Origin of the sequence: Oceanobacillus alkalisoli, from assembly GCF_022213125.1 — a bacterium.
Taxonomy (GTDB): domain Bacteria; phylum Bacillota; class Bacilli; order Bacillales; family Amphibacillaceae; genus Oceanobacillus; species Oceanobacillus alkalisoli.
Map to the genome: position 1 here is coordinate 915,084 of NZ_JAKNRA010000001.1, position 17,003 is coordinate 932,086.

Annotated in this window: 7 protein-coding genes; 1 reads left to right on the top strand and 6 read right to left on the bottom strand. The window is 41.2% G+C overall.

Translation table 11 applies throughout. The features are described 5' to 3' along the window. Positions 1-43: 43 nt before the first annotated feature. From L3V42_RS04110 to L3V42_RS04135, 6 genes are all read right to left on the bottom strand, one after another. Positions 44-916, bottom strand: a complete 873-nt coding sequence (locus tag L3V42_RS04110) for a metal ABC transporter permease (protein WP_238471389.1) — start codon at positions 914-916, stop codon at positions 44-46. Next, positions 913-1,824: a metal ABC transporter permease gene (locus tag L3V42_RS04115; protein ID WP_235762645.1), complete on the bottom strand. Its 912-nt coding sequence runs from the start codon at positions 1,822-1,824 to the stop codon at positions 913-915. Before L3V42_RS04115 ends, L3V42_RS04110 begins: the two co-directional genes overlap by 4 nt. A gap of 1 nt (position 1,825) precedes the next feature. Next, on the bottom strand, positions 1,826-2,563 hold the full coding sequence (locus L3V42_RS04120) for a metal ABC transporter ATP-binding protein (RefSeq protein ID WP_238471390.1): 738 nt from the start codon (positions 2,561-2,563) through the stop codon (positions 1,826-1,828). Between the two features lie 5 nt (positions 2,564-2,568). Further along, positions 2,569-3,516, bottom strand: coding sequence for a metal ABC transporter solute-binding protein, Zn/Mn family (locus tag L3V42_RS04125; RefSeq protein WP_238471391.1), 948 nt, complete (start codon positions 3,514-3,516; stop codon positions 2,569-2,571). Positions 3,517-3,729: 213 nt separating this feature from the next. Then, on the bottom strand, positions 3,730-14,169 hold the full coding sequence (locus L3V42_RS04130; RefSeq protein ID WP_238471392.1) for a Cna B-type domain-containing protein: 10,440 nt from the start codon (positions 14,167-14,169) through the stop codon (positions 3,730-3,732). A 289-nt stretch (positions 14,170-14,458) separates the two neighbouring features. Continuing rightward, positions 14,459-15,091, bottom strand: coding sequence for a hypothetical protein (locus tag L3V42_RS04135; protein ID WP_238471393.1), 633 nt, complete (start codon positions 15,089-15,091; stop codon positions 14,459-14,461). A gap of 268 nt (positions 15,092-15,359) precedes the next feature. Here L3V42_RS04135 and L3V42_RS04140 point away from each other — a divergent pair, with 268 nt between their 5' ends. Next, positions 15,360-16,979, top strand: coding sequence for an ABC-F family ATP-binding cassette domain-containing protein (locus tag L3V42_RS04140; RefSeq protein WP_235762650.1), 1,620 nt, complete (start codon positions 15,360-15,362; stop codon positions 16,977-16,979). The last annotated feature ends 24 nt before the right edge of the window (positions 16,980-17,003 follow it).

Here is a 17,003-nt window from a genome sequence, read left to right on the forward strand (position 1 = left end):
GAGCATTTGTCCCGACGCACAGTGGGACAAATGCTCTGACCCCCTATGTCCCGATTTCTGGTTTCATTCGTTTGGCGATGAGGCCATGGGCTGGTGAGAAGATGAAGCTTAATAGAAAGACCAGTCCGGTAGCAAAGGCCATGGAGCCTGAAATCGATGTGTCAATCCATGCAGCAATCCAGTAACCGACAAGAGCGGACACAACTCCGAAACCGCCGCTTAGTACAATCATAAGCGACAATTTATCGGTCCATAAATAGGCAGATGCTGCTGGAGTGATGAGCATCGCAACGACCATGATCGCCCCCACCGCGTCAAAAGAAGCGACCGTTGTCACGGAAACTAACCCCATAAATACATAATGCATCAACAGCACCGGAATTCCCAAACTTGCTGCCAATGCTGGATCAAAAGTGGTAATCTTCCACTCTTTATAAAATGCCACAATCGAAATTAAAACAACGAGAAATACAAATAACAACATCGCAGTCGCTTGGGGAATTTCCCCGATAATCGGCAATGTAATCGTATGGAATGGAATGAAGGTAATTTCCCCCATTAATGCATGCTGAACGTCCAAGTGGGCATTCCCGATTGATGTAGCAATTAAAATCACACCAATTGCAAACAATGTCGTAAACACAATCCCCATCGAGGCATCATGCTGCACATCGAGGGTATGCAGGGCCTGCACAAGAAAAGCTGTCAGTAACCCTGCAAGTATTCCACCAATTAACATCGCCGTCCCGCTTACTTCCCTTGTTACAATAAACGCTAGTACGATTCCAAGTAAAACAGTGTGGCTGATCGCGTCTGCCATCATCGCCGTTTTCCGCAAGATGAGGAAGACGCCGATAATACCGCAAGATAAGCCTACTAATGAAGCTGTCAACAGAATCCATGCTGTATAACTCATCGTCCTCCCACCTCCTGTTTCCAACCTTGCAGCTGATTTTTCCGCTGAAGTTTATACTGTACATAATGGATCAGTATTCCCTTTTCCTTTCCAAAAACTAACGATAATACAAAAAATCCTGCACCGATCACAACGATGAACGGCCCGGTCGGTAATCCACGCCCATAGGAACTAATCAACGTGCCAATTGCTCCTGACAAACCGCCAATTACTGCTGATAAAAGAATCATCGTTCGAAAGGATTGCGTCCAGTAACGGGCACTCACCGCAGGAATGATAAGCAATGCCGCCATTAAAATCACTCCAACAGCCTGGATTCCAATCACAATCGTCAGCACAAGTACAATTGTATATAACGTATTCATCCCTTTAACGGATAGGCCGATTCCCCCCGCAAATTGCTGATCAAACAGAAATATTTTCCACTCTTTAAATCCAATGAACACAATAAACAATACGATGAGCGCAAGAATAAGCATCGTTATGACATCCGAACGTACCATTGCTGCCGCCTGACCGAAGATAAAGCTATCCAGTCCACTCTGATTTCCTCCAGCTGACCGGTTCGCAATAGTCAAAAGCATAATACCGAAGCCATAAAACACAGCTAAAATCATGCCCATTGCCGAGTCTTCTGAAATCCTGCTGGAGGTGGTGATCCATTGGATAAATAGCGCCCCAATCAAGGAACTGATCGCAGCACCTATAATGATAACGAGGAGATTTTTCTCTCCCAAAATGAAAAATGCAATCACTACACCCGGGAGTGCCGCATGGGAAAGGGCATCGCTCATCAAGTTCTGCCGTTTCCAGTAAGCGATACAGCCGATTGCACCAGCCGCAATCCCTAAAGTCATCGTACTCAGAAGCACCCAACCAAGATTACTATTCCATAAAGTTGACAGCATCTTAACTGCTCGCTCCCATCCAGCGCATATTTCCGCCGTACGTTTCCGCAATCTTATCCCTTGTGAAAACTTCTGCGGTCCGTCCATGACTGATGACTGTACGGTTCAGCAAAAGGACATGGTCAAAATAATCCTCAACGGTTTGTAAATCATGATGAACGACGAGCATGGTTTTCCCTTTTGCCTTTAATTCCTGGAGAATCGTCATAATCGCCCGTTCTGTTGCCGCGTCTACACCGGCAAGCGGTTCATCCATGAAATATAAATCAGCATCCTGTACAAGGGCTCTTGCTAAAAACACACGTTGCTGCTGACCTCCTGAGAGCTGGCTGATTTGCCTATCAGCAAAGTCAGCCATCCCCATTTTATCCAATGCTTCGTATGCCTTCGCTTTATCTTTCTTCGTCGGCCGCTTCAACCAGCCGATTTTACCGTATAGCCCCATTGTCACGACATCTAATGCATCGGTCGGAAAATCCCAATCCACCGCCCCGCGCTGTGGGACATATCCAATACGCCTTTTCGCTTTCCGGAAAGGTTCATTGAAAAACTTCACAGAACCGGTAAGCGGTGGATGCAAATTCAATATTGTTTTGATTAAAGTGGATTTACCCGCTCCATTTGGACCAATAATCCCTGTTAATGATCCCGCATGCACATCAAAGTTGATACTGTGCAACACATTCGTCTTCCGGTAAGAAGCGGATAAATTGTTCACGTTTAACACGATTTCATTCATTTCCTTCACTCTCCACTTAGTGCTTCATAAATCGTATTCACATTATAGCGGTACATACCAATATATGTGCCTTCTTCCGAATCGGGCGCTCCCATTGCATCGGAAAATAACTCCCCGCCGAGTTCAACCGGAACCCCTTCACTTTGTGCACCTTCGAGTACTGCTTCAATCGTATTGGAATTAATACTGCTCTCTACAAAAATCGCTGGTACCGTACGTTCTTTAATAATTCCAATTGTTTCATCAATATCAGAGATGCCAATCTCATCTTCTGTACTTAAACCTTGTAAACCAACAACTTCAATATCATGCATATTTCCGAAATAGCCAAAAGCATCATGCGCAGTTACGAGAACCCGGTTTTCTTCCGGAATCTCAGCTAACTTCTTCGCCTCTTCCCTCAACTCATCCAGTTCTGCAAAATAATTTTGTTTATTCTCTTCAAAGTAATTCGCATCATCCGGTGAATAAGCTTTAAGCTCCTCTACAGCCGCATCCAGTGCCGCTTCCCACAGATCAATATCAAACCATATATGCGGGTCACGCGCCCCGTCTTCATCATCTAAAAGGCTTTCTTCAGGAAGTGTTTCCCCAATCGCCAATGCCGGTTTCGAATCACGGATGGACTGGAACATATCTACCATGTTCGCTTCCAGATTCAAGCCATTATAAAAAATAACTTCGGCTTCATCGACCTTGGTCATATCACTCTGGGTCGGATTGTATAAATGTGGATCTACCGATGGCCCCATCAAACTCTCGACATCTACACGATCACCCCCGATTGCCGAAAGCGGCTCACCAATTTGAGCAATCGTTGTTAAAACTTGAATCTTCTCATCTGAAGAGGCTTCAGAATCATTTGCCGACTTTTCTTCTCCGCTACAAGCGGCTAGTAAAAGCGTAAAAACTAATGCTGTAACTACACACAACTTTTTACTGAACACCTTCATTTTTACTTCCTCCCCCAAAGTTTCCCTCACGCAACATTATGTTCTAAACACCACAATATTACCTCTCCCCACATTTGTCAAGACCTTTTACTAAAAATTTTAATTTAAACAGCGGGACACTGGGATCAGAGCATTTGTCCCGCCCCCACCTCATGTCCGGCACAAAAAAAGACTCCAACCGTCGTTAAGACGATTAGAGTCCTTTTTGTTTGTTTATGCAGCTTTTCTACGGCGGTAAATTGTAATCGCGATTGCTAATACAATTAAGGCGATTCCGATTGCTAACAGGTTAAAGATGTTTGTCGCTGTTTTCGGAAGCTTGCTTCCTTTTCCAGGGTCTAAATCTTTACTGTCCACACCCGCTAATGTTTCTGTATCCTCTTTATCAACTGGTGTGCTCGGAGTTTTATCTTTATCTTTTTCATCTCCGCTTGTCGGATCTTCTCCGCCTTCATCAACTTCTACGGTATACGTGTTCGTAATATTATAGCTATTGATTGTTGTTTCGTAACCTTCTACTGCTTCTTCTTCAATGGTATAAACATAAGCTGCACCTACTTCGTCAAACGCCGGAAGATCTGTAAAGCTGTATTTCCAGTCATCTGCCACTGTTACTTCTTCCGTATCAATGACGACATCATTTTGTAAAAGATGGACGGTGATGGATTCTGGACGAACTTCCTCGCTGTCACCAACCCATGTTTTCACACCTTCTACATCAATCGTACCTACTCGAAGGTTCGTCATGTTATAACCATCAATGATAGTTTCATAACCTTCTACCGGTACTTCTTCAACCGTGTAGGTGATCTCTTCACCAGCGCTATACTTCGGCAAGTCTGTAAACTGGTAGCTCCAGTCATCTGCCTCCGTCACATTCGTGCTCGTAAGAACTTCACCATTTGCCAAGAGATTAACTGTAATCTCTTCCGGTCGATCATTCGTTTCGTTGTCACCATCGAGCCACGTCTTCTCACCGGAAATGTCCATAGTTTCTGGTGTGTAGCTGTTTGTAATGATGATATTGCCATGATTTTCATCATTGATTTCCGTTACATAATCTGCTGCTTCTGTTAACTCAATTACGGAATAGACGATTGTTTCGCCCGCTGCTTTCTCATCAAGCGCTGTCCATGTATATGTCCAGTTATTCGCTGCTGATAATTCAACAGGGTCCCCAATCGGATCATCATTTGCCGTTAACTGTACCTCGATAGCATCAAGTCGTTTGCCATCTTGGTTATTCGCATCATCCCACTGTTTTGTTACGGTTACGGCTGTCTCGCCTGGTGTGTAATGGTTCGTAATATCATAACCATCGATTTCCTGCGAGTAATCTGCGACCGTATTTTCTGTAATGGTGTACTTAATTTCTACACCATTTTCGTATTTCGGTAAGTCACTGAACTCGTAGCTCCAGTCATTTTCTGCGGTTACTTCTATAGAATCAACGAGTTCGCCATTCGCTAAAAGATTGACCGTGATGGAATCTGGCCGTACACCATCTTGGTCGTTCTCGTCATTCCACGTTTTCGTGCCAGAAACGTCTACAACTTCCGGTTCGTGAATATTTGTAATATCGAATCCGGAAATTTCCGTTTCATAGCCTTCTACCGGAACTTCAGTGATCGTGTACTCAATTTCTGTGCCTTCACTATATTTCGGTAAATCTGTAAAACTATATCTCCAGTCGTCTGCTTCCGTCACTTCAACGGATGCAATAAACTCACCGTCACCATATAAATTCACCGTGATAGTGTCTGGGCGAATACCGTCTTGGTTATCCGCATCATCCCACGTCTTCTCACCGGAAACTTCTATAACTTCTGGCGTATAAGCATTCGTGATGATGATATTTCCATGATCTGCGTCATTTACTGCCGTGTCATACTCTGGCACTTCCGTAAGTTCGATGACAGAGTAGATGATTGTTTCACCTGCCGCTTTTTCGTCGAGTTCTGTCCATGTGTATGTCCAGTTGTTCTCTTCTGATAGTTTAACAGGATCACCTACCGGATCGCCGTTTGCTGTTAATTGTACTTCGATTGCATCAAGGCGCTTGCCATCTTGGTTACCCGCATCATCCCAATGTTTTGTTACAGATACTGCTGTCTCACCTGGTGTGTAGTGGTTCGTAATATCGTAACGATCGATTTCTTGCGAGTAATCTGTGACCGTGTTTTCCGTTATAGTGTACTTGATTTCCTTGCCATTCTCGTATTTCGGCAGATCTATGAAGCTATAGCTCCAATCGTCTTCTGCTGATACTTCGACAGAATCAACTGGCTCACCATTTGCTAAAAGATTGACCATAATCGAGTCTGGACGAATCCCATCTTGGTTATTTGCATCTTTCCACGTCTTCTCACCAGAAACTTCTATAACTTCTGGGGTATAGGAATTCGTAATAACGATGCTGCCATGATTTTCATCATTTATTTCTGTATCATACTCCGGTACCTCTGTTAATTCTTCCACCGAGTAAACAATTGCTTCGCCTGCTGCTTTCTCATCAAGTTCTGTCCATGTATGTGTCCAGTTATTCGCTTCTGATAATTCAACAGGGTCACCTACCGGATCGCCATTTGCTGTTAACTGAACTTCAATCACTTCGAGACGCTTGCCGTCTTGGTTAGCGGCATCATCCCAATGTTTTGTTACGGTTACTGCAGTCTCGCCTGGTGTGTAGTGGTTCGTAATATCGTAACCATTGATTTCTTGTGAGTAATCTTTGACTGTATTTTCGGTTACCGTATACTTTATTTCCTTGCCATTCTCGTATTTTGGTAGATCCGTGAAACTGTAGTTCCAGTTATCTTCTGCTGATACTACGACGGAATCAACTGGCTCACCATTTGCTAAAAGATTGACCGTGATTGAGTCTGGACGGATGCCATCTTGGTTGTCACCGTCATTCCAGGTTTTCGTGCCGGTTACTTCGGTTAGTTCTGGTGTGTGGCTGTTTGTGATATTGAAGCCGTTGATTATGGTGTCATAGCCTTCTACAGGTTGCTCCGTAATCGTATAGACGATTTCTTCACCAGCTTCGTATTTCGGCAAGTTATCGAAATGGTAACTCCAATTAGTTTCTTCGGTTACATCTACAGAATCAACTTTTTCATCATTTGCAACTAGGTTCACTGTAATGGATGCAGGACGGATACCGTCTTGGTTATCAGCGTCATCCCATGTTTTCGTGCCAGCTACTTCTGTTGTTTCTGGTGTGTAACTGTTTGTAATGTTGAAGCCATTGATTATTGTGTTATAGCCTTCTACAACATCTTCTGTAATCGTGTAGGTTATTTTTTCGCCTGCTTCAAATTTCGGTAAGTTATCAAAGCTGTATTCCCAGTTGTCATCTGCTGTTACTTCTACAGAATCAATTGCTTCCTCATCTCCATTTGCATGAAGATTTACTGTAATGGACGCTGGACGAATACCGTCTTGGTTATCAGCGTCATCCCATGTTTTCGTGCCATTTAATTCGATTACTTCAGGTGTGTGTGTATTCGTTAGGTCGAATCCATCCACCGATGCTTCATAGCCTTCCACTGCATCTTCCGTAATCGTGTAAGCTATCTCTTCACCTGCTTCGTATTTCGGCAAGTTGTTGAACTGATAGCTCCAATCCTCTTCTGCGGTTACTTCTACGGATTTAATTGAATTGCCATTTGATAACAAGTTTACTGTAATGGATTCAGGACGAATACCGTCTTGGTTATCCGCATCATCCCAAGTCTTCGTTCCAGCTACTTCTGTTGTTTCTGGTGTGTAGCTATTTGTAATGATGATGTTGCCATGGTTTTCATCGTTTACACTTGTTTCATATTCTGGTAATTCGGTAACTTCAACAACGGAATAAACAATTGATTCACCTGCAGCCTTTTCATCTAGTTCCGTCCAAGTGTGTGTCCAGTTGTTATCCTCAGAAAGCTCTACCGGTTCGCCTTGGTCGTCCCCATCAGCTGTTAGTTGAACTTCAATCGTTTCTGGGCGGATACCATCTTGGTTGTTGGCGTCATCCCAGTCTTTCGTTACGGTTACTGCTGTTTCACCTGGTGTGTATTCATTCGTGATATCGAATCCATCGATGGTTTGCGTGTAATCTTCTACTGTATTTTCTGTAATGGTGTAGACAATTTCTTCTCCAGCTTCAAATTTCGGTAAATCTGTGAAGCTATAGGACCAATTATCTTCTTCCGTTACATTAGTAGAAGCAACTTGCTCGCCATCTGCCAACAGGTTTACTGTGATTGTGTCTGGACGGATGCCGTCTTGGTTATCTGCATCATCCCACGTTTTCGTGCCGTTTACATCGATTACTTCAGGTGTATGAGTGTTCGTAATATCGAATCCGTCTATCTCAGTTTCGTATCCTTCAACCTCATCCTCTGTAATCGTGTAAGTTATTTCTTCACCTGCTTCGTATTTCGGCAGGTTATTGAAGTTGTAGCTCCAATCGTCTGCTTCTGTTACATCAACTGACTTAACAAAGTCGTCATTTGCAAATAAGTTTACTGTAATTGTTGTTGGACGGATGCCATCTTGATTGTCCGCATCATCCCATGTTTTCGTACCGGAAATATTGATTTCTTCAGGTGTATGATTATTCGTTAAGATGAGATTGCCATGATCTTCATCGTTTACCGTCATTTCATACCCTTCTGGTACATTGAGTTCTTCAACAGAATATTTAATCGGTTCACCATCCGCATTTAGCGGCAGACCTTCCCAAGTGTACGTCCATCCATCTTCTGCATGGATTTCTACTGGGGCTCCTGTTGGTTCGTCATTTGCTAATAACTGAACTTCGATACTTTCTGGGCGGACACCATCTTGGTTCTCGGCATCGTTCCAATTTTTTGTTACGGTTGCTGTTGTTTCATCTGGCGTGTAAGAGTTTGTTACTACAAATCCATTCTCATCCGGTTGAACTGAAGTAGAGTATTCTAGAACAGTGTTTTCCGTTAGACTGTAGTTAATCTTCGTGCCATTTTCGTAGACTGGAAGGTTTTTAAATGTATGCTCCCAATCTCCCGCTTCGTTTAGTACCGCTTGCCTTTCAATTTCTCCATCAGCAAGAAGGGTTACTGTTACGTTGTTTGGACGAACGCGGTCTCTATCGTCATCATCATCCCAAATCTTTTTAACAGGGATTTCTGTTACTTCTGGTGTGTAGTTATTGGTAATGATGATATTGCCGTGGTCGTTATCATTAATAGATGATGTATAGCCTTCTGGAACATTTACTTCTTCCACGGAATAATCAATTGGTTTACCATCCGCATTTAAATCTAGTTCATCCCAAGTATATGTCCAATTATTTTCTTCTGATAATGTTTGTGTGTCGCCAATCGCTTCACCATCAGCTGTTAATTGAACGTCAATGCTTTCTGGACGTTTATTATCTTGGTTGTTTACATCGTTCCAACCCTTTGTTACGGTTACGCTTGTTTCTTCAGGTGTGTAACTATTCGTGATAACAAATCCATTTTCATTGTTTGGATCCGACTTAATGTCAGGAGTGTAGCCTTCCACATTATTTTCTGTCACTCGGTAGGTAATTTTTTCTCCATTTTCATAGACTGGGAGATTTGTGAATGTGTGATTCCATTCATTCTCTTCATCTAAAACAGTTGTTTTAACAACTTCTCCATTACCTAATAGATTGACAGTTACGCCACTTGGGCGATTGCCATCTTGGTTGTCTGCATCATCCCATTCTTTATTTACAGCTATTTCCGTTGTTTCTGGTTCGTAACTGTTCGTGATTATAATGTTTCCATGATCATTATCATTTACACTTTCAGTATAACCTTCTGGAACATCAACTTCTTCAACTGTATACTCAATTGGTTCACCATTTTTATTAGCAGGTAAATTAGACCATGTATAAGTCCAATCTGATTGGTCTACTGTTACAAAGTCCCCGTGTGGCTCACCGTTTGCTAGAAGTTGTAATTGAATTTCAGTCGGACGGTTACCATCTCGGTTATTGTCATCATCCCAAGATTTCGTCACGGTTACGGATGTTTCTTCTGGTGTATAGTTGTTGGTTATTGTGTAAGCTGGTTCTTCTTCTGTTCCAGTAGATTCAACATCTGTTGAATAATGAGTTACAGCATCTTCCGTGATAGTATATTTGATTTCACGACCATCTTCATAGACCGGAAGATCTGTGAATAGGTATTGCCACTCATTATCTTTATTTAGAACAGTTTGTCGTTCTATTTCCCCGTCAGCTAATAGGTTTACTGTAACATTGTTTGGACGGACGTTATCTTGGTTTTCTTCGTCATTCCAGACTTTGTTTACTGCGATTTCTGTTGTTTCTGGTTCGTAGGAGTTTGTGATGACGATATATTCTTGGGTCTCGTTACTTACACTTACTTCATATTCTTTTGGTACATTTAATTCTTGAACGGTGTATTCAATTGGACTGCCGTTGTCATAAACTGCTAGTTCTGTCCATGTATATGACCAGTACGGCCCCTCTAGTGTTATAGGGTCGCCTACCGCATCATCATCTGCATAAAGTTGTACACTAATAGAATCCGGACGATTTCCATCCTGGTTACTTCCGTCATCCCATAATTTTGTTACAGTTAGGGAAGTTTCTTCCGGTGTATAGCTGTTTGTAATATCGAAGCCATTGACTTCGGTTTCATACACTTCAATCTCTGCATTCGGTTCTTCTTCAACTGTATAGATGATTTCTTCATTATTTTCATCATATACTGGTAAGTTGGTAAATCTGTAGTGCCAATCATCCTCTTCCGTTATCTCAACAGAATCTTTCTTTTCGCCATCAGCCAATAAATTTACAGTGATGGAAACAGGGCGAATTCCATCTTGGTTATTCGCATCCTCCCAAACTTTCTCACCGGATACTTCTGTAATTGCATGGTTCGTAACCTCAATAGCCGTGGTTTTGTCTATTTCGATTGTAATATTTTCAATGTCTTCCGTAATTCTATACCCGTTCGGGGCTGTAATTTCCTCAACCGTATATTCACCAAATGGAACTTCTTCTGAGATTTTCCCGTCCTCATCTGTTGTCAGAGTATACGTTTGACCTGTTACTAGATTCGTAATTTTAAATTCTGCATCTTCTAGTTTATCCCCTGTTACAGCATCCACCTTTTCAATTTCCGCAGTTCCTGTTTGGCGTTCATTTTCAATTGTTATTGTTTGAATGCCCTCTGGTGCATCAGATGATAATGTGATTTCTTGAGATTCTTCTCCAAGATACCCTTCAGGTATAACCTCTTCTAAGGTGTAATCACCAAACTGTAATCCAGTCCAATGAATTTTACCATCTTCATCTGTTGTATCTTCACGAACAGTAATTTCTTGATTGCCAATTGTTCGTTTTAATGTAAATGCTACGTTCTCTAGTGGTCTATTAGTATCTGATTCTACTTTTTCTAAAATAAGTTCACCAGTAGTACCTTCACCAGATCCGCCACCTGTACTAATCCGTACTTGAACCGTTTCTTCTGATTCTACATTCCCTACAATGGTATCTTCAACAGACTTAATTGCTGCCTCATTACTAATATCTGCTGTTTCTGCTGCCAAAATATAGGCAGAATAATTAATTGAATACGTATCGGTAATAACACCAGGGAATTTTACAGACAGTTCATTACCATCCACGACTAACTCATAATCTTCCCCTGCAACTAGAACATCATCAGAACCCACTTTTGCAACCTTGATTGATTCTTCTAGTAAGATTTGCAACGATTCATCACCAAGGTTATCTGTTACTGTTGCATCTGTTAAGGTGGATTTCGATTCGTTAACGGTAAGCTCCCAATCGATCGTCCACTCATCTCGGTTATGGAGACCATTTTTCTCTAAAAATTCTCCTTGATTCGGTAAAGTTGCATTAGCTTTTAAGTTATGAACTTCCCCTTCCCGTGGGATAAATTGGGCTTTGTTTTCATACACTTCATTACTATTATAGATACCATCTTTATCTTTTGTTATAAATACGACACGATAGCTCTGATCAATCGAACGAAAATCAATGTTAATCTCTTTATTGCCATCATCATTTTTAATAATGTTTACATCAAAGTCTTCAATTGCATTTTCTCCAACTTTAATAGTACCATTATCAGAAATCGTCGTTGGATAGATTGCCACGGATCCATCAACTAATGACTGGTTATCCGCGATCTCATCAATTAATTTTGCATCATCTAATGTTAATTGATTATAGTTGATATCGATCATCCACGTAATTTCTTTTGTTTTATTATTAACCGAACTATTTTTTGCACCATTGCTTCTTGTCTCTTCGTTCGGATTGACGTTATCACCAAATTCTAGATCATAGTCGACCCCATCTGTTGTAGTATAGGAAACATGAACACCATTTCTGAAACTTGGCTTTTCATCAGTACCACCAAAATCGTACGTGAACTCTGTTTGATAAGTGATTGTGTAAGGCTCATTGATATCGCCAAAATTAATGACAAATCCTTCTCCATCTTCATTAGGAACTATCGCATCTTCAGATACTCCTGGGTCAACTTTAATTGAACCATCAACTAACTTCTGTCCTGTATCGGAGAAGTCATCTGTCAAAACAAAATTTCTTAGTTCTTGCCTATCCGCATTAACTGTAATTGTCCAGTCAATTGTTTTATCTTCATAGTTAATGCCACTATTTGTTTTAACCCCAACTTGCTGACCAACACCTTGACTACTTGTCGCGGTTTTACCATCAATACCTACTGTGTTGGAAATCGTACCATCATCATTAATATAGGCGCCTTCTTTTGCTGTTGTTTTGTATTTGATAATAAACGCTTTATTCGAGGCGTCTTTCAACTTATACGTAACTTTGTTTCCTTCAATCGTAATATCAAATAAGTCTTTTGCATCGGATGTCTTTCCGACTGCACCATTATCGCCAAAGCTGTCAACTTGCTGAATGTCAATATCGGCTAATGTGATCTCAAAAGCATCACTTCTATCTTTATCACCGATTGTAAACGTAAATTCATCGACAATCTCAGAGCCAGCACTTAATTCTTTTTCTGTAAAGTTTGCATTGACTGTCCATTCGACAGAACGATCCCCTTTATTAAAGTCTGAAGCTGTTTTTGTAAGTGATTCTGGACGCTGGACAGATACAGAGGCTCCTGACTGTGCTTCGTCTTTTCCATCCGAGTTTAGGAATGCTGTATTTGAATATTCAGTCCAGCCTTCTTTATCTTTTTCTTCTTCTGTCATTTTTGTTCTAAACGTGATTTGATAGGCTTTATCTGTGTCACCAAAATGAAGGTTTAACTCTTCTTCAGATGAGTTGTCTGTAAAAGACACGTCTCCATCCAATACTTCTTCGACATGCCCTTCCAGATTCACTTCTACTTCTTTGACATCAATCGAATCCAAAATCAGCTTTTGCCCATCTAAAATAGGGTCAGTCACAACTGCATTTTCTAATGCTTCTCTCGTGGTATTAACAATAACCGACCATTCAATTTCTTCCGTGTTAAAGTTGCCATTCACAGGCTGCCCATTCTTTTGAATCGCTTGCCCGCCCTTAGGTTTAACATTGATCGTAATTTTTTTAATCACTTCATCATTGAATATTAATTCTAATTCGTCCGTTGTTTTCTTAACAACTTGTTCATTTAATTCAGTATCCGTCCAAAAAGTACCTTTAATATCTGACTCATTTTCTATTTTTTCGCTAAATGTAAAAGTAACTAAACCGTCTGTTGTTACACGGTACATACCATAACCATCTAAGTCACCATCAAAATCATTATAGATTGTTAACGCATCAGGTAACTGAAATTCGAAAGTATCTCCTTCCTGATACTCATGACCATTCGGTAAAGACCAGTCCAGTTCTAATCTCAAGTCTTCATCAAGATCCAGGAAGTCTCCTTCTTCATAGATAGAGCCATCTTCTCTAATCAATCTTAAATCATCAATAATATTTTCCGTGATTTGTTGTGGTTCTTCATGCTCTGAAGCTGTGTTAAATGTTTCTTCATCTTCAGCTGTTTCATCTTCTTCAACTGCTTCCTCTTCATCTTCAGGAGCCTCTTCCTCCGTTACAGGCTCTTCCTCTTCGGAAACATCTTCTTCATCCAGAGCTTCCTCATCATTTTCCGCTGCAGATTCTTTATCGCCTTCTGTCTCCGCTGCTTCGTCAGAGTTATCTTCTTGCTGCGCTTCACTCTCCGGATGTGGTTGTGTCGCCTCTACAACAAATACTCCCTTCGAGTCTGGATATTCTTCCGTCGCCTCCTCGAAAGTTACCATTACCGTATTATTTATGGAGGCTGTATATTCCCCAATATCCACCCCCTCTTCCGTAAGAAGTCTTCCTGTTTGATCTGCTTCAATTGACAGATCTTCAGAAAGTTGAAGTGAGTCCGTATTTCCTGGTTTAATCTCTAGATGTTCAATGGACCAATTAATTTGCACATCGACTAAATCAACGGTTCCATCTTCTGTATCTTGCTGTTCGCCTGTCTCTTCGGCTGAAATACCGGTAAAGACAGAGTCATTATAACCTGCTGCAAAAATCTGGCTCGGATAAGCAAAGCTGCTTAGCAAGGTTTGGAACAGCAACATTACTGCGAACAATACACTGATTCTACTGCCCATTTTCCTAGACATTCCTCGTACCCCTTTCCTTTCCATTCGTTTTTCACCAAACCTAAGTATATGTATGCTTTCTAAACAAAAACTATACAAATCATCATAATTTCCATTCAAAAACCCAAAATACAGGCATAAAGACCTATTCCGAATATGATAATTATAGGAGAAGTCTCTAACTTTTTAAGATGTAATATGACAAATATTATGTCTACAGAAAAAAAAGCGCTAACCCCTTCCCAGAGCCAGCACCCAAGACTTTATAACACCATAAAAAAAGAGCCTATACCCACGTATACGGCTCCCACTATTTAATAACTAACCTCTTAAATTTATTAGATATATAAAATATCAATGATTGCTTTGGTATCGTGCCTTCCCCGAAGACTAGCCGAGGTACCGGAATTGATTGTAAACTCTCTCTATAATATTTTAACTTCCCATAATAAATCAGTTTGTTCTCCAAGGATTTCCGGATATCATATGGCGTGATAAAATGGGTCGGCTTTTCAAAATTGAACTTCTCTGAATCTTGAACAATTGTTGCGACGAATTGCGAGCAGAACAAGGCAGCGCGCCGCTCTATCCTGACTCGGAACAGTACACCAAACAGTCCTATAAAATTATAGCGATATTCATGTTGTCTCGCTTCTATTTCTTGTATTTTCTTCATCATGATGCAGTAGTCTGCTTCACTGATCGTTTGTAAGTAAACGGCACAGTCAGCATTCGCCAAGAAGTCGCTCGTTATATCTTCCTTGACAAATCCTCCGATAAACGGATTTTTTGGCCGCTTCCTGCCAAAACTATATACGGTTGAAAAATCCTTTGTAAAGGATATCGAAACATGATTTAAATCCCGCCTCGTAAAAAAGTTGATCACTTTCGCTAAGCTGGTACCTGTGTCCGTAAACAGAAAATAAATCTCTCTTTCTTCCATTGTCATTCCCCCTTTCTTCCATTCATACGAAGAGGCGAGCTTCATTTACTATTACACAAAAATCATCTTTCGCCAAGTTCTTTTTTATCCATTATATTAATTTTTTCAGGAACCTGTTCAAACCCCATTGAAATGCGAATGACAAGCGATTTTTCATTGACGAATCCATGCAAATAACGTAAGCTTACTGTGGATAGTTACAATTAACACGAATCGTGCAGGTTGTTCAATTTTAAACAGCCTGGATTTTTTATAATGGAGGATTTATATGATTACAGTTACGAATGTCAGCTTACGTTTCGGCGATAAGAAGCTGTTTGAAGATGTCAATTTGAAATTTACTCCTGGTAACTGTTATGGAGTAATTGGTGCCAATGGTGCAGGGAAGTCCACTTTCCTTAAAATTTTATCCGGTGAGATCGAGCCTCAAACTGGAGGAGTGTCCCTCACGCCGGGTCAGCGACTTGCTGTATTAAAACAGGATCACTTCGCTTATGAAGAATATCCCGTACTTGAAGTTGTCTTAATGGGTCATAGTAAATTATACGAAGTGAAACAGGAAAAGGATTCAATTTATATGAAGGAAGATTTCTCAGAAGCAGATGGAATCCGTGCTGCAGAGCTTGAAGGTGAATTTGCGGAGATGAACGGCTGGGAAGCAGAATCAGATGCCGCAATCCTTCTGAAAGGGTTGGGTATCGGAGAAAAGCTTCATGATAAATTGATGTCCGAGCTTGCAGATGATGAGAAGGTTAAAGTCTTGCTTGCCCAGAGCCTATTCGGAAACCCGGATATCCTGCTGCTGGATGAGCCGACGAACGGTCTTGATATCCATGCAATTCAGTGGTTGGAGGAGTTCCTGATCAACTTTGAAAACACGGTTATCGTCGTTTCCCACGACCGTCATTTCTTGAATAAGATTTGTACCCACATAGCTGATGTTGACTTCGGTAAAATCCAGATTACAGTCGGGAACTATGACTTCTGGTATGAATCAAGTCAATTAGCAGCACAAATGGCGGCAGATCAGAATAAGAAAAAGGAAGAGAAGATTAAAGAACTTCAAGCCTTTATCGCGCGCTTTAGTGCGAACGCCTCAAAATCGAAACAGGCGACTTCCAGGAAAAAGATGCTCGACAATATTACACTTGATGATATCCAGCCATCTTCGAGAAAATATCCATACGTCGCTTTTACTCCGGAACGTGAAATCGGGAATGATTTACTGCGCGTCGAAGGGTTAACGAAGAAAATTGGTGATACGGTTGTACTCGATAATGTCAGCTTCATCATGAATAAGGACGATAAGATTGCACTCGTTGGTCGCGATGATATTGCGAAGACCACACTGTTTAAAATTCTAATGGGTGAAATGGAACCGGATGCCGGGACATTTAAATGGGGTGTCACGACTTCCCAGTCCTATTTCCCGAAAGACAACTCGGAGTATTTTGATGGAGTGGAATTGAATCTTGTCGACTGGCTCCGGCAATACTCACCGGAGGACCAAACAGAAACATTTCTGCGCGGCTTCCTAGGGAGAATGCTATTTTCCGGGGAACAAGCGTTGAAACAAGCGAAAGTCCTTTCCGGCGGAGAAAAGGTCCGCTGTATGCTTTCGAAAATGATGCTATCCAATGCGAACGTGCTCCTCTTGGATGAGCCGACCAACCACTTGGATTTAGAGTCCATTACAGCACTCAACAACGGACTAATTAAATTCAAAGGCTCCATGTTGTTTGCATCCCATGACCATCAGTTTGTTAATAGTATCGCGAATCGCTTGATCGAAATTACACCAAGCGGCATCGTCGATAAAGAGATGAGTTATGATGATTATGTACGTGATCAAGCATTACAGAAAGAAATTGATAAAATGTATGCCTAAAATGAACGTTCCTCTTTTATTGGA

Coding starts and splice junctions, on each gene's coding strand:
- L3V42_RS04110 (WP_238471389.1), bottom strand. CDS start 916: ATGAGTTATACAGCATGGATTCTGTTGACAGCTTCATTAGTAGGCTTA.
- L3V42_RS04115 (WP_235762645.1), bottom strand. CDS start 1,824: ATGCTGTCAACTTTATGGAATAGTAATCTTGGTTGGGTGCTTCTGAGT.
- L3V42_RS04130 (WP_238471392.1), bottom strand. CDS start 14,169: ATGTCTAGGAAAATGGGCAGTAGAATCAGTGTATTGTTCGCAGTAATG.
- L3V42_RS04125 (WP_238471391.1), bottom strand. CDS start 3,516: ATGAAGGTGTTCAGTAAAAAGTTGTGTGTAGTTACAGCATTAGTTTTT.
- L3V42_RS04135 (WP_238471393.1), bottom strand. CDS start 15,091: ATGGAAGAAAGAGAGATTTATTTTCTGTTTACGGACACAGGTACCAGC.
- L3V42_RS04140 (WP_235762650.1), top strand. CDS start 15,360: ATGATTACAGTTACGAATGTCAGCTTACGTTTCGGCGATAAGAAGCTG.
- L3V42_RS04120 (WP_238471390.1), bottom strand. CDS start 2,563: ATGAATGAAATCGTGTTAAACGTGAACAATTTATCCGCTTCTTACCGG.